Source organism: Coleofasciculus sp. E2-BRE-01 (assembly GCF_040221695.1).
In the GTDB taxonomy this organism is placed as follows: Bacteria; Cyanobacteriota; Cyanobacteriia; order Cyanobacteriales; family Coleofasciculaceae; genus Coleofasciculus.
In genome coordinates this window covers 1-16,479 of record NZ_JAVKEA010000076.1, presented here as the reverse complement: position 1 = coordinate 16,479, position 16,479 = coordinate 1, and the positions used below count along the sequence as shown (strand labels likewise).

Annotated in this window: 15 protein-coding genes and 1 tRNA gene; 9 read left to right on the top strand and 7 right to left on the bottom strand. The window is 45.9% G+C overall.

Features of this window, described 5'->3' with window-relative positions:
* Positions 1 to 487: 487 nt before the first annotated feature.
* Positions 488 to 1,699: a DNA polymerase III subunit beta gene (gene dnaN, locus RIG66_RS09425; RefSeq protein WP_446377376.1), complete on the top strand. Its 1,212-nt coding sequence runs from the start codon at positions 488 to 490 to the stop codon at positions 1,697 to 1,699.
* 901 nt (positions 1,700 to 2,600) lie between these two features.
* Positions 2,601 to 4,436, top strand: coding sequence for a CHASE2 domain-containing protein (locus RIG66_RS09420; protein ID WP_446377374.1), 1,836 nt, complete (start codon positions 2,601 to 2,603; stop codon positions 4,434 to 4,436).
* Between the two features lie 161 nt (positions 4,437 to 4,597).
* Here RIG66_RS09420 and RIG66_RS09415 read toward each other — a convergent pair.
* Positions 4,598 to 4,671, bottom strand: a tRNA-Arg gene (locus RIG66_RS09415).
* Between the two features lie 52 nt (positions 4,672 to 4,723).
* Between RIG66_RS09415 and moaC the strand changes: the two genes are divergently transcribed.
* Both moaC and RIG66_RS09405 read left to right on the top strand, forming a co-directional pair.
* Complete coding sequence (moaC, locus tag RIG66_RS09410) at positions 4,724 to 5,224, top strand: cyclic pyranopterin monophosphate synthase MoaC (RefSeq protein ID WP_446377372.1); 501 nt, start codon at positions 4,724 to 4,726, stop codon at positions 5,222 to 5,224.
* Positions 5,225 to 5,783: 559 nt separating this feature from the next.
* Positions 5,784 to 6,866: an ATP-dependent 6-phosphofructokinase gene (locus tag RIG66_RS09405; RefSeq protein ID WP_446377370.1), complete on the top strand. Its 1,083-nt coding sequence runs from the start codon at positions 5,784 to 5,786 to the stop codon at positions 6,864 to 6,866.
* A gap of 140 nt (positions 6,867 to 7,006) precedes the next feature.
* Here the strand turns inward: RIG66_RS09405 and RIG66_RS09400 are convergent, their stop codons facing one another.
* The 3 genes from RIG66_RS09400 to RIG66_RS09390 all read right to left on the bottom strand — a co-directional run bounded on the left by RIG66_RS09400 (position 7,007) and on the right by RIG66_RS09390 (position 8,294).
* The gene (locus tag RIG66_RS09400; protein WP_446377368.1) at positions 7,007 to 7,297 is read right to left on the bottom strand and encodes an RNA recognition motif domain-containing protein; all 291 of its coding nucleotides are present in this window, start codon (positions 7,295 to 7,297) and stop codon (positions 7,007 to 7,009) included.
* 412 nt (positions 7,298 to 7,709) lie between these two features.
* On the bottom strand, positions 7,710 to 7,928 hold the full coding sequence (locus RIG66_RS09395) for a hypothetical protein (protein ID WP_446373445.1): 219 nt from the start codon (positions 7,926 to 7,928) through the stop codon (positions 7,710 to 7,712).
* A gap of 120 nt (positions 7,929 to 8,048) precedes the next feature.
* Positions 8,049 to 8,294: a hypothetical protein gene (locus RIG66_RS09390; RefSeq protein WP_446377366.1), complete on the bottom strand. Its 246-nt coding sequence runs from the start codon at positions 8,292 to 8,294 to the stop codon at positions 8,049 to 8,051.
* Between the two features lie 80 nt (positions 8,295 to 8,374).
* Here RIG66_RS09390 and RIG66_RS09385 point away from each other — a divergent pair, with 80 nt between their 5' ends.
* Together RIG66_RS09385 and cysE are read left to right on the top strand one after the other, a co-directional pair.
* Positions 8,375 to 8,845 carry a hypothetical protein gene (locus tag RIG66_RS09385; RefSeq protein ID WP_446377364.1) on the top strand — a complete coding sequence of 157 codons (471 nt, stop codon included), beginning with the start codon at positions 8,375 to 8,377 and terminating at the stop codon, positions 8,843 to 8,845.
* Between the two features lie 56 nt (positions 8,846 to 8,901).
* A complete protein-coding gene (gene cysE / locus RIG66_RS09380; RefSeq protein ID WP_446377362.1) occupies positions 8,902 to 9,660 on the top strand; it encodes a serine O-acetyltransferase in 759 nt (252 codons plus the stop codon).
* Between the two features lie 154 nt (positions 9,661 to 9,814).
* Here cysE and sds read toward each other — a convergent pair whose 3' ends face one another.
* Complete coding sequence (sds, locus tag RIG66_RS09375) at positions 9,815 to 10,786, bottom strand: solanesyl diphosphate synthase (RefSeq protein WP_446373441.1); 972 nt, start codon at positions 10,784 to 10,786, stop codon at positions 9,815 to 9,817.
* A 1,097-nt stretch (positions 10,787 to 11,883) separates the two neighbouring features.
* On the opposite strand from sds, the gene minC reads away from it, so the two are divergent.
* The 3 genes from minC to minE all read left to right on the top strand — a co-directional run bounded on the left by minC (position 11,884) and on the right by minE (position 13,840).
* A complete protein-coding gene (gene minC, locus RIG66_RS09370; RefSeq protein ID WP_446377360.1) occupies positions 11,884 to 12,669 on the top strand; it encodes a septum site-determining protein MinC in 786 nt (261 codons plus the stop codon).
* Positions 12,666 to 13,463: a septum site-determining protein MinD gene (minD, locus tag RIG66_RS09365; RefSeq protein WP_044208809.1), complete on the top strand. Its 798-nt coding sequence runs from the start codon at positions 12,666 to 12,668 to the stop codon at positions 13,461 to 13,463. The genes minC and minD overlap by 4 nt, the downstream gene beginning before the upstream one ends.
* A gap of 83 nt (positions 13,464 to 13,546) precedes the next feature.
* Positions 13,547 to 13,840, top strand: coding sequence for a cell division topological specificity factor MinE (minE, locus tag RIG66_RS09360; protein WP_446343216.1), 294 nt, complete (start codon positions 13,547 to 13,549; stop codon positions 13,838 to 13,840).
* Between the two features lie 308 nt (positions 13,841 to 14,148).
* Here the strand turns inward: minE and RIG66_RS09355 are convergent, their stop codons facing one another.
* A complete protein-coding gene (locus tag RIG66_RS09355) occupies positions 14,149 to 14,964 on the bottom strand; it encodes a phosphatase PAP2 family protein (protein ID WP_446377358.1) in 816 nt (271 codons plus the stop codon).
* 40 nt (positions 14,965 to 15,004) lie between these two features.
* Positions 15,005 to 15,820 carry a class I SAM-dependent methyltransferase gene (locus RIG66_RS09350; protein WP_446377356.1) on the bottom strand — a complete coding sequence of 272 codons (816 nt, stop codon included), beginning with the start codon at positions 15,818 to 15,820 and terminating at the stop codon, positions 15,005 to 15,007.
* Between the last annotated feature and the right edge of the window lie 659 nt (positions 15,821 to 16,479).

Sequence of the window (16,479 nt, the reverse complement as noted above, 5' to 3'; positions counted from 1 at the left end):
TCATCCACAATATTTTTTTCAAACAGGTTCCGTTTAATACATAGCTCCCCAAAATTGCTCGCTTTCCCCCACACCCCACACCCCATACCCCACACCCAGTATCCTATCGTGGGTAATGTGGCTTAAGTTGACACCCATGGTTAGACAGATAACATTTTGACCCGCCCTTGGGAGAGAAAAAATTAAATTAGAGCTTATCCGAGAAGTATTGGGTATGGGATGAGTATAAATACACGGTGGAAAAATTTCCGCAATTTTCCACAACCTTTTCCACAAGGACTCCGTTCCTAAAACACGAAGAATTCAGGAATTGGCAATCATCTGAGTCTAGTTTTTCCACAGTTTCCCCAAGGTCTGAATTCCATGCTAGAGTTGCCTCTGGATAGATGAGAGAACCACGATTGTGCCTCATGTAGAGTCCAACTCAAATCTCCCTGACTCTCCTTGACGAGAATTCTAGCTGTGCCAAACATTGACGATTCCTTCTATGAAACTAACTTGTATCCAAAGTGAACTCAATACCAATCTTTCTCTCGTAAATCGGGCGGTTCCCTCACGTCCCACCCATCCGGTACTGGGTAATGTGTTACTCGAAGCCGATACTGAGAATCAGCGAGTAAGTTTAACCGCCTTCGACTTGAGTCTAGGTCTGCAAACCAGTTTCAACGCCAACGTCGAAGCGGATGGTGCGATCGCGATTCCGGCTAAACTGTTCAATGACATTGTTTCCCGTTTGCCAGAGGGAGATATTACTCTCGAAGACTCCCTCTCCGAAGCGGAGAGTGATGCAGACACCGAAAGCCTATCGATCACCTTAACCTCGACATCGGGACAATACAAAATGCGAGGAATGAACTCAGAGGACTTTCCCGAACTCCCCCAAATCGAAGATGGAATGGTGGTTAAACTCCCAGTTGAAGCCTTAATTGAAGGATTGCGCGGATCATTATTTGCCACCAGTGCCGATGAAACGAAACAGGTGCTGACCGGGGTGCATCTGATGGTTCAAGAAGATAGTCTGGAATTTGCCGCGACTGATGGTCACCGACTAGCGGTTGTGGAAACTCTTAACGCTAAACCGACCAGTGAGGAAAGCCAAGAGGATGAGGAGAATGAGGAGAAACCCGCCTCTGAAGATACCATATCTTCCTTTGAGCTAACCGTACCCGCTAGAACCTTAAGGGAACTTGAACGGATGTTAGGACTCTCGGAATCAAGCGATACCGTCGCCTTGCAGTTTGAGGTGGGTCAAATTATCTTCCAAGGGGGTAATCATCGCTTGACCAGTCGGACGTTAGAGGGACAATATCCCGCTTACCGCCAACTCATCCCCGGTCAGTTTCAGCGTCAGGTGGCTATTCCTCGGCGTCAATTACTGAGTGCGGTTGAACGAATTGCCGTTTTGGCTGATCAGAAGAATAATATCGTCAAGTTTGATATTGATGCCCAGGCGCAAACCATTGATCTGACCGTGGAAACTCAAGATGTTGGCAGTGCCAGAGAGTCCCTATCAGCACAAGTTACGGGTGAAAGTATCGAGATTGCCTTTAATGTGAAGTACTTAATCGACGGCTTAAAGGCGCTGTCTACGTCAGATATTCAGCTCCAAATGAATGCGGCGAATACTCCCGTGATTCTCACACCTCTGGGTGGCTTAAAAATGACCTACCTGATTATGCCTGTGCAAATCCGGGATTGAGGTTTTTGTCTAGGGTTCATGGTTCATGGTTCATAGTTCATTGGTTCTTACCTGTAGTTGCCTTGGACGATGAACGATGAACCTGGTAAGTAAGTAGGTGGACACAATAAAAGCTAACGATGGAGAACTCGCTGCCCTTGAGAAGCAAGCTACGTCCTTTGTAAAAGTTTGAGGAACATTCACATAACTTAACATAGTCCAGTTTATTTCCACCGACCTACTTATGGCAAACTATTTCTCATTTTAGTTATAAAACTCTACATTGTTAATTTATATTTTTCTGACAGGAAAAATCATTGTCGTCTCCTCAGATAACCTTAAACACAACGTTACCTAAAAACCATTGATTAATTCTCTCCACCCATTTTTCATTACTTTTATTTATCTTTTTGAAACTCTTCTTGATATCTGCTATTATCTATAAGCGGATTTTGCCTTTTAAAAGGTGCTATGGAATAGTGGAGTCAGCAAATGGTAAAAACCGACACGCTTCTTTTAGTGTAGTCCATTATACAGTTATTTAGCCAACCTAAAGTAAAGGATGAGTAAAAAAACAAGACTGACAAATATGCCCAGCAAAGATTATTATTTCAAAACTGATTTAGACACGCTATATCTTGCCATCAATAATTTTTGACCAACTTGAATCTGTCTTTGTGGTGCAATAGACAGACCATTATAAGCCAGACAAGCGGCAATCAGGGTTCAATTTAAACATTTGCCGGACTTGTATATAAACTTTACAAAGTCTTCATTGTCCATTTACAAAGTCTTCATCATTACTTAACTTAATACTCCTGTCTCATTTTCAAATTCTTGATAACTGTAATGTAAACAGTAAGTTAAGCCAGTCAGGGTTCGTCTAGTGCTTACCTTCCCAACAGCGAATGATTGATCTGTGATGCAACCCGTAATCGATAAACAAGTTGTCGTATCTGACCATGTGGTAACCATGGTGTTCACAGACCTAGTTAGTTCCACAGCGGTCAAAAAATATTTAAAGGGAAATGACATCACTACCCGCAATCGCCTCTACTTTGACACGATTCTCAAACCCCATCGCCAGCGTGTTGAAGCGAATTTAGTGGCTTACGGAGGGCGTGTAGTCAAGACCGAAGGTGACGCTTACTTTGTGGTTTTCGCCAATGCGTCTCAAGCAGCTCAGTGGGCAGTAGCACTGCAAATTAGTCACACCTGTGAACCCATTGACACCCCCCTCGGTCCGTTACAAGTCAGAATTGGCATGCACACCGGGAGTCCCTTACCCGACGGTGATGATTTTATTGGCGAGGAAGTTGACTACGCGGCTCGGGTCTCCTCACTTGCCCATGGGGGACAAATTCTGCTGTCGGAAGTGACAACAGACTTGATTCACGATGCGGGAATTACAGACTTAACCATTATCCCCCGTGGCAATCACTACTTAAAGGGCATTGGCAAAGCGCCGATTTTTGAACTGCTATACCTCAACAAACGGCAACGACAGCGTAAAGAACCCAGATCTTGGAAATCTCGGGGTCTTCAACTGTTGACAAGTCTAACCGGTGTCGGCGTGGCAATGGGTGTTGGTTTGACAGGTATGCTACAGCCTTTGGAACTGAAGGCGTTTGACCACTTTATGCAAATCCGTCCTCAACAGGAAAGTCCTGACCCACGCCTGCTGATGATTACCATTACAGGGGGTGATGTTCAAGCTCAATCCTCTGCCCAACGGCAAGGGTTATCCTTGTCGAATGCTAAATTGGCTCAACTTCTGGAAAAATTAGCCCAATACCAACCGCGAGTCATTGGTTTAGACCTCTATCGCGATTTTCCGGTAGAACCTCAATATGGTGATTTAGCGAATCGTTTACGCCAAGACAAGCGTTTAATAACCGTCTGTAAAGTGGGAGATACCACCGATAATCCCGGAATTCAACCTCCTCCGGATATCCCTCCAGACACCTTACCCGAACGAGTTGGATTTAGTGATGTAATGTTAGATCCAGATGGCGTTGTGCGTCGTCATCTTTTGGGTTTAGCACCTCCTGAGCAATCCGAATGTCAAATCAGTAACTCTTTGAGTCTAGTTATGGCTTTACGTTACTTAGAAGAGGAGGGCATTACGGCTGAGTTGACTCCCAATAATGATTTGCAGATTGGTCAGGTTGTTTTCCCGACCCTAAAAAACAATAGTGGAGGGTATCAGAATATTGATGCCGGGGGCTATCAAATGTTACTGAATTATCGGGCTACGAGTTCAGTAGAAACGATTGCGCGTACCTATACGTTAAAAGAGGTACTTGAGGAAAATAAATTAACACCTGAGTTGGTCAAAGACCGTATCGTTTTCATTGGTACCGTTGATAAAACCTTTCATGATATTCATGCCACGCCTTACAATCAAAGCAACCGACCTGAGACGGCTGGGGTATTTCTGCAAGCCCAGATGACGAGTCAAATTATCAGTGCAGTTAAGGATGAGCGACCTCTTTTGGTGTGGTGGTCCGAGTGGGCTGAATATCTTTGGATTGGGGCGTGGTCTCTGGTGGCGGGTCTAGTCAGTTGGCGTTTCCGTTCCCCTCTCTTATTAGGCTTGGCAGTAGCCGGAATGCTAAGTGTTCTCTATGGCTGCTCTTATGTGATCTTTATCCAAGGAATTTGGACGCCTATGATACCATCAAGCATAGCTATCATCGTCACCAGCGGCATGGTTAGCGTGTATTTTGCCCATCCTAGTTTAAAGTACTGGGTCTGAGGACGCCGAGAAGCGACTTGAGGTGTAGGCAGGGTGTGGGGTGTGGCGTGTGTGCAGGATGCCTTGACGCCACATTTTCCCTGATAAACAAAATGTAGTGTCAATCAAAAGCCAGGGGAAATAGTGAATTCCCCTGACCAAGTTAAATGGAAACAATCAAACGGGCTAGGAGGGATTCGAACCCCCGACACCGTGGTCCGTAGCCACGTGCTCTAGTCCACTGAGCTACAAGCCCTAGCTGTGAGTGATTGACTCACCGATTACTTACAATATCACATCTTTATCCAATGACGCAAGACTCTGCCCAAAAATCATCCCTCAGCCATCTAAATTCTCAGGGTCAAGCCCAAATGGTCGATGTTTCCAGCAAACCCGCTACCCGCCGCCAAGCCGTCGCAGCGGCTCAAGTGCGGATGCAAAGGGCGACATTCCAAGCGATTGAGACAGGCAATGCGCCAAAAGGAGATGTTTTAGCCACCGCCCGACTGGCTGGAATTATGGCAGCCAAGCAAACGGCCAACCTGATCCCGTTGTGTCATCCCTTACCTTTACACCAAGTAGAGATACAAATCCAACCGGATGCTCAATTACCGGGGTATCAGATTCAGGCATCGGTAACAACAAAAGCCGAAACCGGGGTGGAAATGGAAGCCTTGACAGCCGTTTCCGTTGCCGCCCTGACGCTGTACGATATGGCAAAAGCCTTGGAGAAATCTATTCAAATTGAATCCATCCGCCTGTTGAGTAAGACGGGTGGCAAATCCGGCGAGTATCAATCCCCCAGTTGAGCGATCGCACTGTCGTATCCCCTGTACGCTAATTGGCGCAGGGGATTTACGTGTATTTACGGATGTCTAATCAGCTTCAGAGTATTTAAGTTTAAATTTGATCAATTAACTTGTCTGAATTAATCAACAGAGACGGGTAGTTTAGTTAAAGCAATCACTCAATACTAAATGATTTACTGTATAGGCATTATTTACGTAACAATCGCAACTCATTTGTTTATGACTTGGTTTGAGTTGGCTGATGACATGAGGAATTTATCTGAGCAAGAAAAAGTCCTCTCCTGGATTACATTGGTTATGGCGGCTATATTTTGGTCCCTTGTGATCCCTATTGCTTACACAAAGCTACTTAAATCTCAAACGTCTAAAAGACTTACTTAAACTTCCATCTTGCACGCCTTCAGGGTAAGCCGATTTTAGCGTAAGGTTACGACTAAGGAAGCCTACACTGTACCTATAGGGTCAGTGTAGGAGAATATCATTCTCTATAGACTTCCTCTGTTGTTTCAGCTTGTAATATTGAGGATGAACAGGCTGAGGTAACCAAACTATAAACAGTATGGCAGAACACAAACGGATTGGTATTCTCACCAGTGGTGGGGATTGTGCGGGGTTAAATGCGGTGATTCGAGCCGTGGTTCATCGAGCGGTGGGAACCTACAATTGGGAGGTTTGGGGCATTTATCGCGCCACCCAAGGGTTGATGCAGCGTCCCCCCCAAGCGACTCGCCTAGAACCCAAGCAAGTTGATGCGGCGCTAACCTTGGCGGGAACAATTCTGGGAACAACCAATAAAGGCAACCCGTTTGCATTTCCCATGTCTGATGGTACAGTACGCGATCGCTCATCGGAAATTGCTGAAGGGTATCATCAGTTAGGACTTGATGCCCTGATTGGGATTGGTGGTGATGGCAGTTTGGCGATTTTGCGTAAACTGGCGGAAGTGGGGGGGATAAATTTGGTGGGGATACCCAAAACCATTGATAATGATGTGGGGATTACCGAGCGTTCCATCGGATTTGATACAGCGGTAAATATTGCCACCGAAGCCCTAGACCGTTTACAGTTTACCGCCGCTAGCCATGATCGGGTGATGATCCTGGAAGTTATGGGGCGCGATGCGGGTCATATTGCGATTAGTGCGGGAATTGCAGGCGGTGCTGATATTATTCTAATTCCGGAAATCCCTTATACTCTAGAACGAATCTGCCAGCAAATCCAACAGCGCAAACAGCAGGGTAAAAACTATAGTGTGGCGATTGTCTCCGAAGCCGTTCGCACCGAATCTGGGGAAGTGGTGCAGAATATGCTCAGTTTTGGCGAATGTCGCTATGGCGGGGTTGGTCATTATTTGGCAGAACGAATTAGCGCATGCAGTGGTGCAGAAACACGAGTGACGGTGTTGGGACATACCCAGCGTGGTGGAACTCCCTCACCCTTAGATCGCCTCACCGCCTCGGCGTTTGGTGTCGCAGCGGTGGATTTAATTGCGGATCAGGACTACGATAAGATGGTGACCTGGCAAAATCGACAGGTTGTCAGCGTCCCGATTTTAGACGCGATCGGTCAGTATAAAGCGGTGGATTCCCAAGGGACTCTGGTGAAAACCGCCAGAGGTTTAGGAATTTGTCTAGGAGATTAATGAACGTTAGAGTCCTGACGTTGTAGCGGCAAATACGGCAAATACGAGAAAAGGGACACAAGGCAAAATCAGGCTTTATGTCCCTTGCTGCGTATAATTTTTTCTGGTTCAAAGAGGGTTAAATCGGGTTCGCTTTAGCGCTACCACGCATTATTTGCGGTATTGCGGCGAGATCCACCACGATTATTCTCCCGGGGTCTGGCTTTATTAACTTTGAGCTGGCGTCCCATCCACTCTGCGCCATCCAATTGGGAAATAGCAGATTCTTCGTGAGCTTCGTCTGTCATCTCGACAAAAGCAAAGCCTCGAACTCGACCTGTTTCCCGATCTGTGGGTAATACGACTCGCTTGACAGTGCCATAATCAGCAAATACTGTTTTTAAGTCGTCTTCGGTGGCTTGGTAAGACAGGTTTCCGATGTAAATGGTCATTTGAAATCGATAAGGCTGAACGAAAAGCTAAAGTTCAGAGCCACAGACGAAAACTCGAAAATGCAAATAGCTTAAAGTCTTGTCTGGTAATCCGTGGTTAGTTTCCAGGGTGATCAACTAGGAATGTAGCTGCCCAACCAAAAATCTCACCAAAGGTAGAACTGAACTTACAGATATCGTTAATGATAACCTAGAAATGGTTTTCTGGTCGGTTATCTAGCTTACATCTTGGACAGAACGCGATCGCAGCTTAACCGCTAAGTTGTACGATTGTGCATCGGAGTTCTAAGTAGGTTGTGGAAATAAACTCAACCTTATGAAGTTATGTTAAAAAGCCTCAAACCCTTACGAATGACGAATGACGAATGACGAATGACGATCCCCACCGTTAACTTTAATTGTCCCCACCTACTTATTCAATCGAGATAGATTGAGGTCCGTTCGTCCTGCCATTGTCACTTCCTGTCGGAGTCGTCGTATAGCTGGTGGAACCCGTTTGCTGATCGAGCCAACTTTTAACAGGGTCATCTGAAAGATTGAGTCGAAACACTCCTGAACAAAACCCGCCTAAGAATGCTACAGGCTGTTGGAACAATTCTTTAACGATAGGGGTGAGTTCATCAAGAAACATTGGTGAAATTCTCCTTCAGTCAATCAAAAGTTTGCTTATGGGTGGAATGGACAAAACCCAACCCTCTATTTGCCAAGACTGACGTTCCTAATTTATAGGCAGAGTGGCATTACCATTATCTTACTCGCCAAAGCACCACAAAAAAACGAGTAAGGCAACAATCAGGGTTAATGAGGTGAACGGTTTCAATGAATTTAAGATATCCACCGGAAACAAGACGAGAACCTCTGAAAATAGCCAACTCATAATCAGCAGCAGCGAAATCAAGATAATTAAAGGCACAGTCCCTCCAGAGCCAAACGAGTGTGGCAGATGCCAAGGTGTCACCTCTTCCACTATATATAAGCGGGAAATCAGATAGAACAAGAGTAGACAGTCTGATCAACTGGGACTCAAGGGGGATAGGGAAAGAAGTTCACAATCAGTGTTTCCAGGAGAGTTAAGCTATGTTACGGCAAAGGGGTTCTCAAGTATTAATAGCCATGGTGATGGCGCTAACGGCTACACCCGTTTTATCCCAGTCAGCGAATTTTGGCACGTTAACCTTATCACCCGGATTTTCCTCGGAGGAGGGAGCGGCGATCGGTACGACAGGGGGTTCATTTTCATTGCCGTCGCGAGTGAACCGCGATCGCGAAAATAATCCTTGTCTAGGTTATGCGGAAGAAACTCCCGATCACATCATAGACTTAGAAGCAGATTTTGATCAGCTCCAGATAGCCGTTGATAGTGGCGGTCAAGACACCACATTATTGATTACTGGACCCAATGGCTTTGCCTTGTGCGGTGATGATACGGGCGCAAGCCAAGACGCTAGCGTAACCAGCTCAAACTTTAAAGCAGGAAAGTATGAAATTTGGGTGGGAACCATCAATCCCAATCAAGCCTGGAACTATACCCTGACTGTGCGAGAGTAGCCAAGAACGATAAGATAGTCAAGGAGTTGTTTACGTTTGTTTGTCTTAACTCGCTTGTGCTATCTACGTTTTTAGCTGACTTCCGCATCATCTTTGAGCGCGATCCCGCTGCTCGCAACTGGCTCGAGGTTTTATTATGCTACCCCGGTCTACAGGCACTCCTGTTTCACCGCCTCTGCCATTGGTTACATACTATTGGGATTCCGTTCATCCCTCGGTTTATTTCTCAGTTTTCTCGCAGCTTGACCGGTATTGAAATCCATCCCGGCGCCCAAATTGGTCAAGGTGTCTTTATTGATCATGGTATGGGTGTTGTCATTGGTGAGACGGCAATTGTTGGCGATTACTGTCTTATTTATCAAGGCGTCACCCTAGGGGGTACAGGCAAAGAATGTGGCAAACGCCATCCCACCTTAGGAGAAAATGTTGTCGTTGGTGCGGGTGCCAAGGTTCTCGGTAACATTCAAATTGGCAACAATGTCCGTATTGGTGCAGGTTCAGTCGTTTTGCGAGATGTTCCGTCTGACTGTACAGTTGTCGGTATTCCAGGTCGCATCGTTTATCGTTCTGGCGTGCGAGTGAATCCTCTCGAACATGGTAGTTTGCCAGATTCCGAAGCCACTGTGATTCGATCATTAGTGGATCGGATTGAAATCCTGGAACAAAAGTTGGCAGAGTTAAGCGAAAAGCCGTCATCGACACCTGTGCAAAATTGGCGCGAGTTGAATTCTGATCGGGTTCCGATGGTTACGGCGGATAGCTGCCAACTTCGAGATAAAGCGATTCAGCAATTTTTGGATGGAGCTGGAATTTAAGAGTTTTACCGGAATTCACCGGAATTCACCTCTTAGCCGAAGACAAAGGATGGAGGATGGAGGCGGGAACCAGGATATTCTAATGCTTCATCCTTCATACTGCACTAAGCTGATGGGCTTTTCAATTGGATATTCTATTCCCTGTTCCCTTTGACTAGTACATGCGACTCAGGACGTAATCAGTTAGCTCGACTAAAGCTGTCGTAGCGGGTGAGGGTTTCAAGGGCGTCAGATTGTCTAAGGCGAGACGAGCATGGTAAGCCGCCAGTTCACGCGATCGCTCAATACCCCCACTCTCCATCACTAATGCCAAGGCTTGATTAATGTCATCCGGTTGGGCAAACTCTCGCTCAATCAAGACCTCTAGGTAGGGTTTTTCTTCCATAGCATACAAGACAGGGGCAGTTAGATTTCCGCTAATCAAATCAGAACCCGCCGGCTTGCCCAACACCTCTGTGGATGCGGTGAAATCGAGGATATCATCAACAATCTGGAAGGCTAAACCCAGATGATTTCCATAGCGATACAGATTTTCAGCTACCTCGGCTGAGACGCCACTCAACAGTCCGGCTGATTTGGAACTGTTGGCAATCAGGGATGCTGTTTTCTTGTAGGTCTTTTCTAGATAGGTATCAATGGTGGTACTCGCTTCAAATCGCGTCAGTCCCTGCTGAATTTCTCCCTCCGCCATATCCTTAATCACTTGGGAGAGTAACTTGACCACCTCTAAGTTGTTGAGATTAGCCAGATACCAAGCTGATTGACCAAACAAAAAATCTCCAGCTAGTACGGCAACGCGGTTATTGAACATATTATTAACCGTGGGGACATTGCGACGGACTGATGATTCATCCACGACATCATCGTGAACCAGAGAAGCGGTATGAATCATTTCGGTAATTTCCGCTAGACGTCGATGACGGGGGGTAATATCCGAATCCAGCACCGTCGCTCGCGCAATTAATAGGACAATGGCTGGTCTTACCCGCTTGCCCCCAGCCCCAAATAGGTGTTCTGCTGCGGCATAGAGGATGGGGTGACGGGCACCCACTAGGTTCTTTAAGTTCTCGGTCAGCAGATAGAGGTCTGCTTCAACAGGGGCAAAAAGGGAAGTCACTGAGGTCATGGATTGGGCGACTCAGAAATTAGGTTACGAAAGTTTACATATTCTTTCCTTAATTTTAAGCGAAGCGTCCCAAGTAGGGAAATCTGTTTGACCAATAACCTGATGGGGAGGACTCCCTGGAATTGTATCGACTTATTAAGTTGATAAGAAAATTCCTAGAAATTGCTGGAACTCTTATGTTAAGCTAAATATTAAGGATTTCAAAAGATTAATCGACCGATTGACTCCGAGATGGTAGGGACAACTAGCTTCCTTACCTTTAGGTTAAGGTGCCGTTAGGTAGGCAGAGATAGCCTCAAGGTTTTGGATGACGGCTTGGTAGTTTAACTAAGTGTCGTCCTCTATTTTACATAAACAGGAGCTTTCCGGTAGGAAACCTGTCAAGCTTCATCCAACTGAGTTGGGGAAAGGCTTGTACACATCACCTTCAGTAGTAGTGAAGCAACCGAAAAGCTGGGGAAGTCTTCCCCGGGGTTCATGGTGTCAGGGTTTATTGCTCCCTGGTCAGCTAGTACCGTTGCCTCAGCTTCTATGGAATCTTACATAACTTTGCTGTTCGTTCATACTTATGATTTACACTGATATGCCTTTGATTATTCCTGTTCTGGCAACTGTTTATTTGGTCGCGATTTACTTGCTGTTAATGGTAGCTCAACGCACAAAAAAGAGTTCGCAATACTTAGCTAACTCTTTGACCGACATTTATGCTACTTCAGCGGGTCTGACACAAAACACTACATCTTCAAGGGATGAAGTAGAACAATCGCCAGCTTCAACGGTTCAAGAGGTGAGTAGTCCACCACTGACTTAAACATACCACTCTACTCTACAGGGGTCAGACCTGATAAGGGGGGAGATGTTGATATCCACCAGAGAACTGGTGAAAACGCTTGACTCTGGACGTTAGCGTTTAGCCCAGTCTCTCTAACCCCCCATTCAAATAATTCTTATTATTACTATTTATTAGCATCTCAGGGAACTTGTCGGACGTTCTAGGTTGAAGGAACACCCTTGAAGAAATTCTCGACCAAGACTTGCGCTTAAGGTACGATGTCGTTTAATTTAGATTGTTTGCCGATAAGAACGCCTGTGGTTGCATGACTTCAGATTCTGACCAACTATTATCGATGTCAACGGTTGCCGAGAGCGACATGGCAATGGATTGCCAGTCTCAAGTCCGCCTGAAACAGACCGAGGAAGGGCTACAGCTTATATTACCCTCGGTAGAAACTATGTCCGATGCCAGTTGGGCTAATTTGTGGCAGCAGTTTAAGCATCGCTGTCATGGAAGCGATCGCTTCTGGCAAGTGCCGGGTACAGTACATCTGATGGCAGGTGACCAATTATTGGATGGACTGAAGTTACAAGCGATCGCGGATGTATTGAACGACGTTGGGCTGCGAATCTCACGGGTGTACACCAGCCGACGCCAAACAGCCGTTGCTGCGGCGACAGCCGGGTATTGTGTCGAGCAACAATCGGCAACGTATTCTCTCCATCAAACCCCTGAACTCTCTCAGGAGTTAACCGAACCCCTATACTTACAAATGACCGTGCGATCGGGTGTAGAAATTCGGCATCCTGGTACTATTGTTATACTGGGAGACCTAAATCCAGGGGGTACAGTGATTGCAGCCGGAGACATCTTCATTTGGGGGCGTCTACGCGGGGTAGCTCATGCGGGAGCTGATGGCAATCGTTCCTGTCGGATTATGGCTCTGAAAATGGAACCCACCCAACTCCGGATCGCGGATGCTGTGGCTAGGGCACCGGAGACGCCACCGATTGAGTTTTATCCAGAAGTGGCGTATGTCACACCCCAAGGTATTCGTATTGCTAGAGCTGCTGATTTTGCTAAGACCCAGTTATTGTTAAATTCATGAGTCGTATTATAGTGATCACCTCTGGCAAAGGAGGGGTGGGTAAAACAACGGTTACGGCGAATTTAGGCGCGGCGATCGCGAAATTAGGTCGTCAGGTGGCACTTGTTGACGCCGATTTTGGATTGAGAAACTTAGATTTGCTCCTGGGACTAGAAAATCGGGTGGTTTATACCGCCATTGAAGTATTCGCAGGGCAATGTCGCTTAGAACAGGCGTTGGTTAAAGACAAGCGCCAAGAGGGATTGGTACTGCTTCCAGCTGCCCAAAGCCGGAACAAGGAAGCAGTTAGCCCTGAGCAAATGAAAAAACTCATCGCTGTGCTATCTCAGAAGTATGAGTACATCTTGGTTGACTCTCCAGCCGGAATCGAAATGGGATTCCGTAACGCGATCATTGCGGCGTCGGAGGCGTTAATCGTGACGACGCCAGAAATTGCCGCCGTGCGAGATGCTGATCGCGTCGTGGGTTTACTGGAAGCTCAAGGCATAAAGCGCATCTTCCTGATTGTCAATCGTCTTAAACCCGCCATGGTGCAAGCTGACCAAATGATGTCGGTTCAAGATGTCCAAGAGATTCTGGCAATTCCCTTAATTGGCGTGATTCCTGATGATGAGCGCGTGATTGTTTCGAGCAATCGGGGCGAACCCTTAGCCCTGGCGGAAAATCTCACGCTTCCCGGTATTGCTATTCACAATATTGCTCGGCGTTTGGAAGGCGATAAAGTTCCCTTCCTGGATTTGATGGCAGAACATGACACCTTGATTAATCGTATCCGTCGCATGTTCCGCAGTTGAAGTATTGAAATTTTGAGTGTTGAGTTTTCAATTAACCCAACTCATCACTCCCCACTCCTCACTCACCACGGATGCAAAACCCCATGATTAGCGAACTTCTAGAACGGCTTTTTCCCTGGACAAGTGCCAGTAACAGTCGAGCGGAAGTAAAACGCCGCCTACAACTGGTTATTGCCCACGATCGCGCCGATCTCAGTCCCCAGATGATTGAGTCAATGCGTTCCGAAATCCTAGAAGTTGTCTCTCGTTATGTGGAGATTGATCAAGAGGGTTTGGAGTTTACCCTAGAAAGTAACCAACGGGCAACAGCGTTAATTGCCAATCTTCCTATCCGCAGAGTTAAGGAAGAAGACCCTCCCTTACCGTCGGTTGACTAAAGAAAATCCCTTTTTGCCCTGGTGACTGGAAGTCACGGCGATACAAACAAAGTCCGCAAGGCAAGGACTGAATTATGAAGGGGATAGTAAATCCAGGTTTGGTATAACTCACATTTTGCACCAGTCTCAATACATCGATTTTAGGTAGGGTGGGTAAGAGTTATAAACATTGCAACCCTTATATTATCGTTCGTTGCTCTTGCCCACCACACAATAACTTGGGATTTATTACCAGTGCGGCAATATCTCAGCACAATCAAATTTTTCCTATTCTTAGATAAATTTTTTTGGGCAATAAGATGAGCCACTTACCAAGTTTTGTGATGAAGAAGTCTAGGTACAACCTCAGTAGCGAATAGGGTAAGCAGACTATAGCGCCAATAAGTAACCCATCCTTGATTTCGCCAGTCCCCTAACACCCATCTCGAACCGATGAAAAGGGTTAATACTAAGATTAGACCGATTCCGCCCAAAAGCAATCGCCCTTTCCACGTTGAAGGGGATGTAAACTTAGGTTGAGTGAGGAAAAACCCAGTAATGACCCCCAAAGAACGCGCTAAAGGTTCCCATACACTGGCTATAAAAAACGTCACGATGACAACTGTAACCTGAACGATAAACCTTGGTTTTACAGGAATAGACCAGACTGTACCTATCCCCGCAAAAAGAATACCTACAATCAATCCGGCGACTACATCCAGAGGAAAGTGAACCCCTAAGTAGAGGCGCGATATGGCAATTAAGGGAAGAATTATGAGACTCCACACCCATAGCCAGAGACGGCGGTGGTGTAAAGATAGGTAAATCCAAAAGGTGGCTGAACCTTGGACATGTCCGCTGGGAAACGATGCATTTTCACTCGTCGCGATCGCGTCAGCCGAGGCGATGTCCGGATTTAACTCGAAGGGACGAGGCATATCAAACATTTCTTTGAGGATTGTATTACACCCATAACTAATCCCTAGAAGTAGTCCTAACTGGCGCCCTGTCCATGGGTCAATTAACCAGTAATAGAGCGTGAGGAATGCGATGTAGGCATAGTCTGAACCGAGATTGGTAATCGCAAAGACTAAAGGCTGCAAGCGCTGTCCTAGCAGTTCCTGAATCCATTCAATCGTTGTCATCGCTTCTTAAAATTCAGATGAATTGTTGCATCTTTGCTGCTTATGCCATCTGCCCTAAGCCCTTTCTGATTGGCTTAATTCCAGAGGTTATTTGATGAATCCATCCCACATAGTCGGTTTGCACCCTTTTAAAAAAAGCCGCTATCATCCAATCCTCTACACTATGAGCAGCATAGTCTTTTGAATAAGGTTCTCGGAAGAGTTCTATCAACCAGTGAGCATAACGAAGTTTCCGTTGATTTCCATCCAGAATAATCAATTGTCCTCTAGGTTTCAGCAAGCGACAGCATTCTTGTACAATTAACTGAGAAATCTGGGGTGGCATTTCGTGTAATACCATCGAGACTGTGACTAAATCAAACGAAGCATCATCAAAACCCGCAGCTTCAGCTAAACCATGCTGCCATTGTATATCTAACCCTGCTTGCTCTGCTTTGTAGTCTGCCACAATCAGCATATACGGAGACAAATCCAATCCGATAACAACGGCTTCCGGAAACGCCTGCTTTAACATCAATGTTGTCGAACCCGTACCGCAACCGAGATCGAGAATTCTACTGGGCTGGTTCTCAATAGTCGTTATTAACTGTTCGCGAATCCGAGTTTCATTGGGTGGGGAAGCATAAGCCGTCACAGTATCATAGGTGATAGCCGCTATAGGATTAAGATAGCCGCCTTTAATACCATGAAAGTCGGGCTGGCTATAATAGTCGGGATAAATGAGATTAGTTTGTCGGAAACGTTCACTCTGCTTTTGCCAATCAATGGTTTCATAGAACTGGAGTTTATCCTGACCAATCAGAACGCTTATGATTGGCTTTAACAAAAGCTCTCCTATGTTATTACGGATAGACATGGTAATCTCTTCCTCTCATCACTTGTCTATAATCAAAAACAACTACTGGACGACCCGCTGCACAAATTAACATAACCAACCTATTAATTTTATCGGGAGAATCCTGAATCGGGTATCGGGAATTAAAAGCAAACCCTGTAGGGGCGACCCGCTGCACCAATGAAAACCACCAACCGATCAATTTTATCGGGTCGCCCTGAATTAGGTATGGGCAATTAAAGGTAAACACCGCCGAAAAAACGCAGGAAAATTAACGCAATTACCCTATTTTTATCACATAAACCATAGATCAGGTATCAGAAATTAAAAGCAAACCCTGTAGGGGTGACCCGCTGCACAAATTAACATAACCAACCTATTAATTTTACCGGGTCGCCCTGCATCGGGTATCGTAAATTAAAGGTAAATACCGCCTACATTAGACGGGGGCGAGTCGAGACAAGTTAATTCTGACACCGTTACATTTGATCAGCGACCATGAGTGTCAACTTAAGCTACAACCCCCTCACCCCCAGCCCCCTGACAGGTGTAGGTTTTTTACTTGAGGGTGGGGACTAGACTTGGAGGACAAGGAAGGAAAGTAGACAAGGTAGAGAAGAAAAGTAGACAAGGTAGAGAAGAATTATATAGTTCAAGACGTATTTATGGAAAAAGATTGT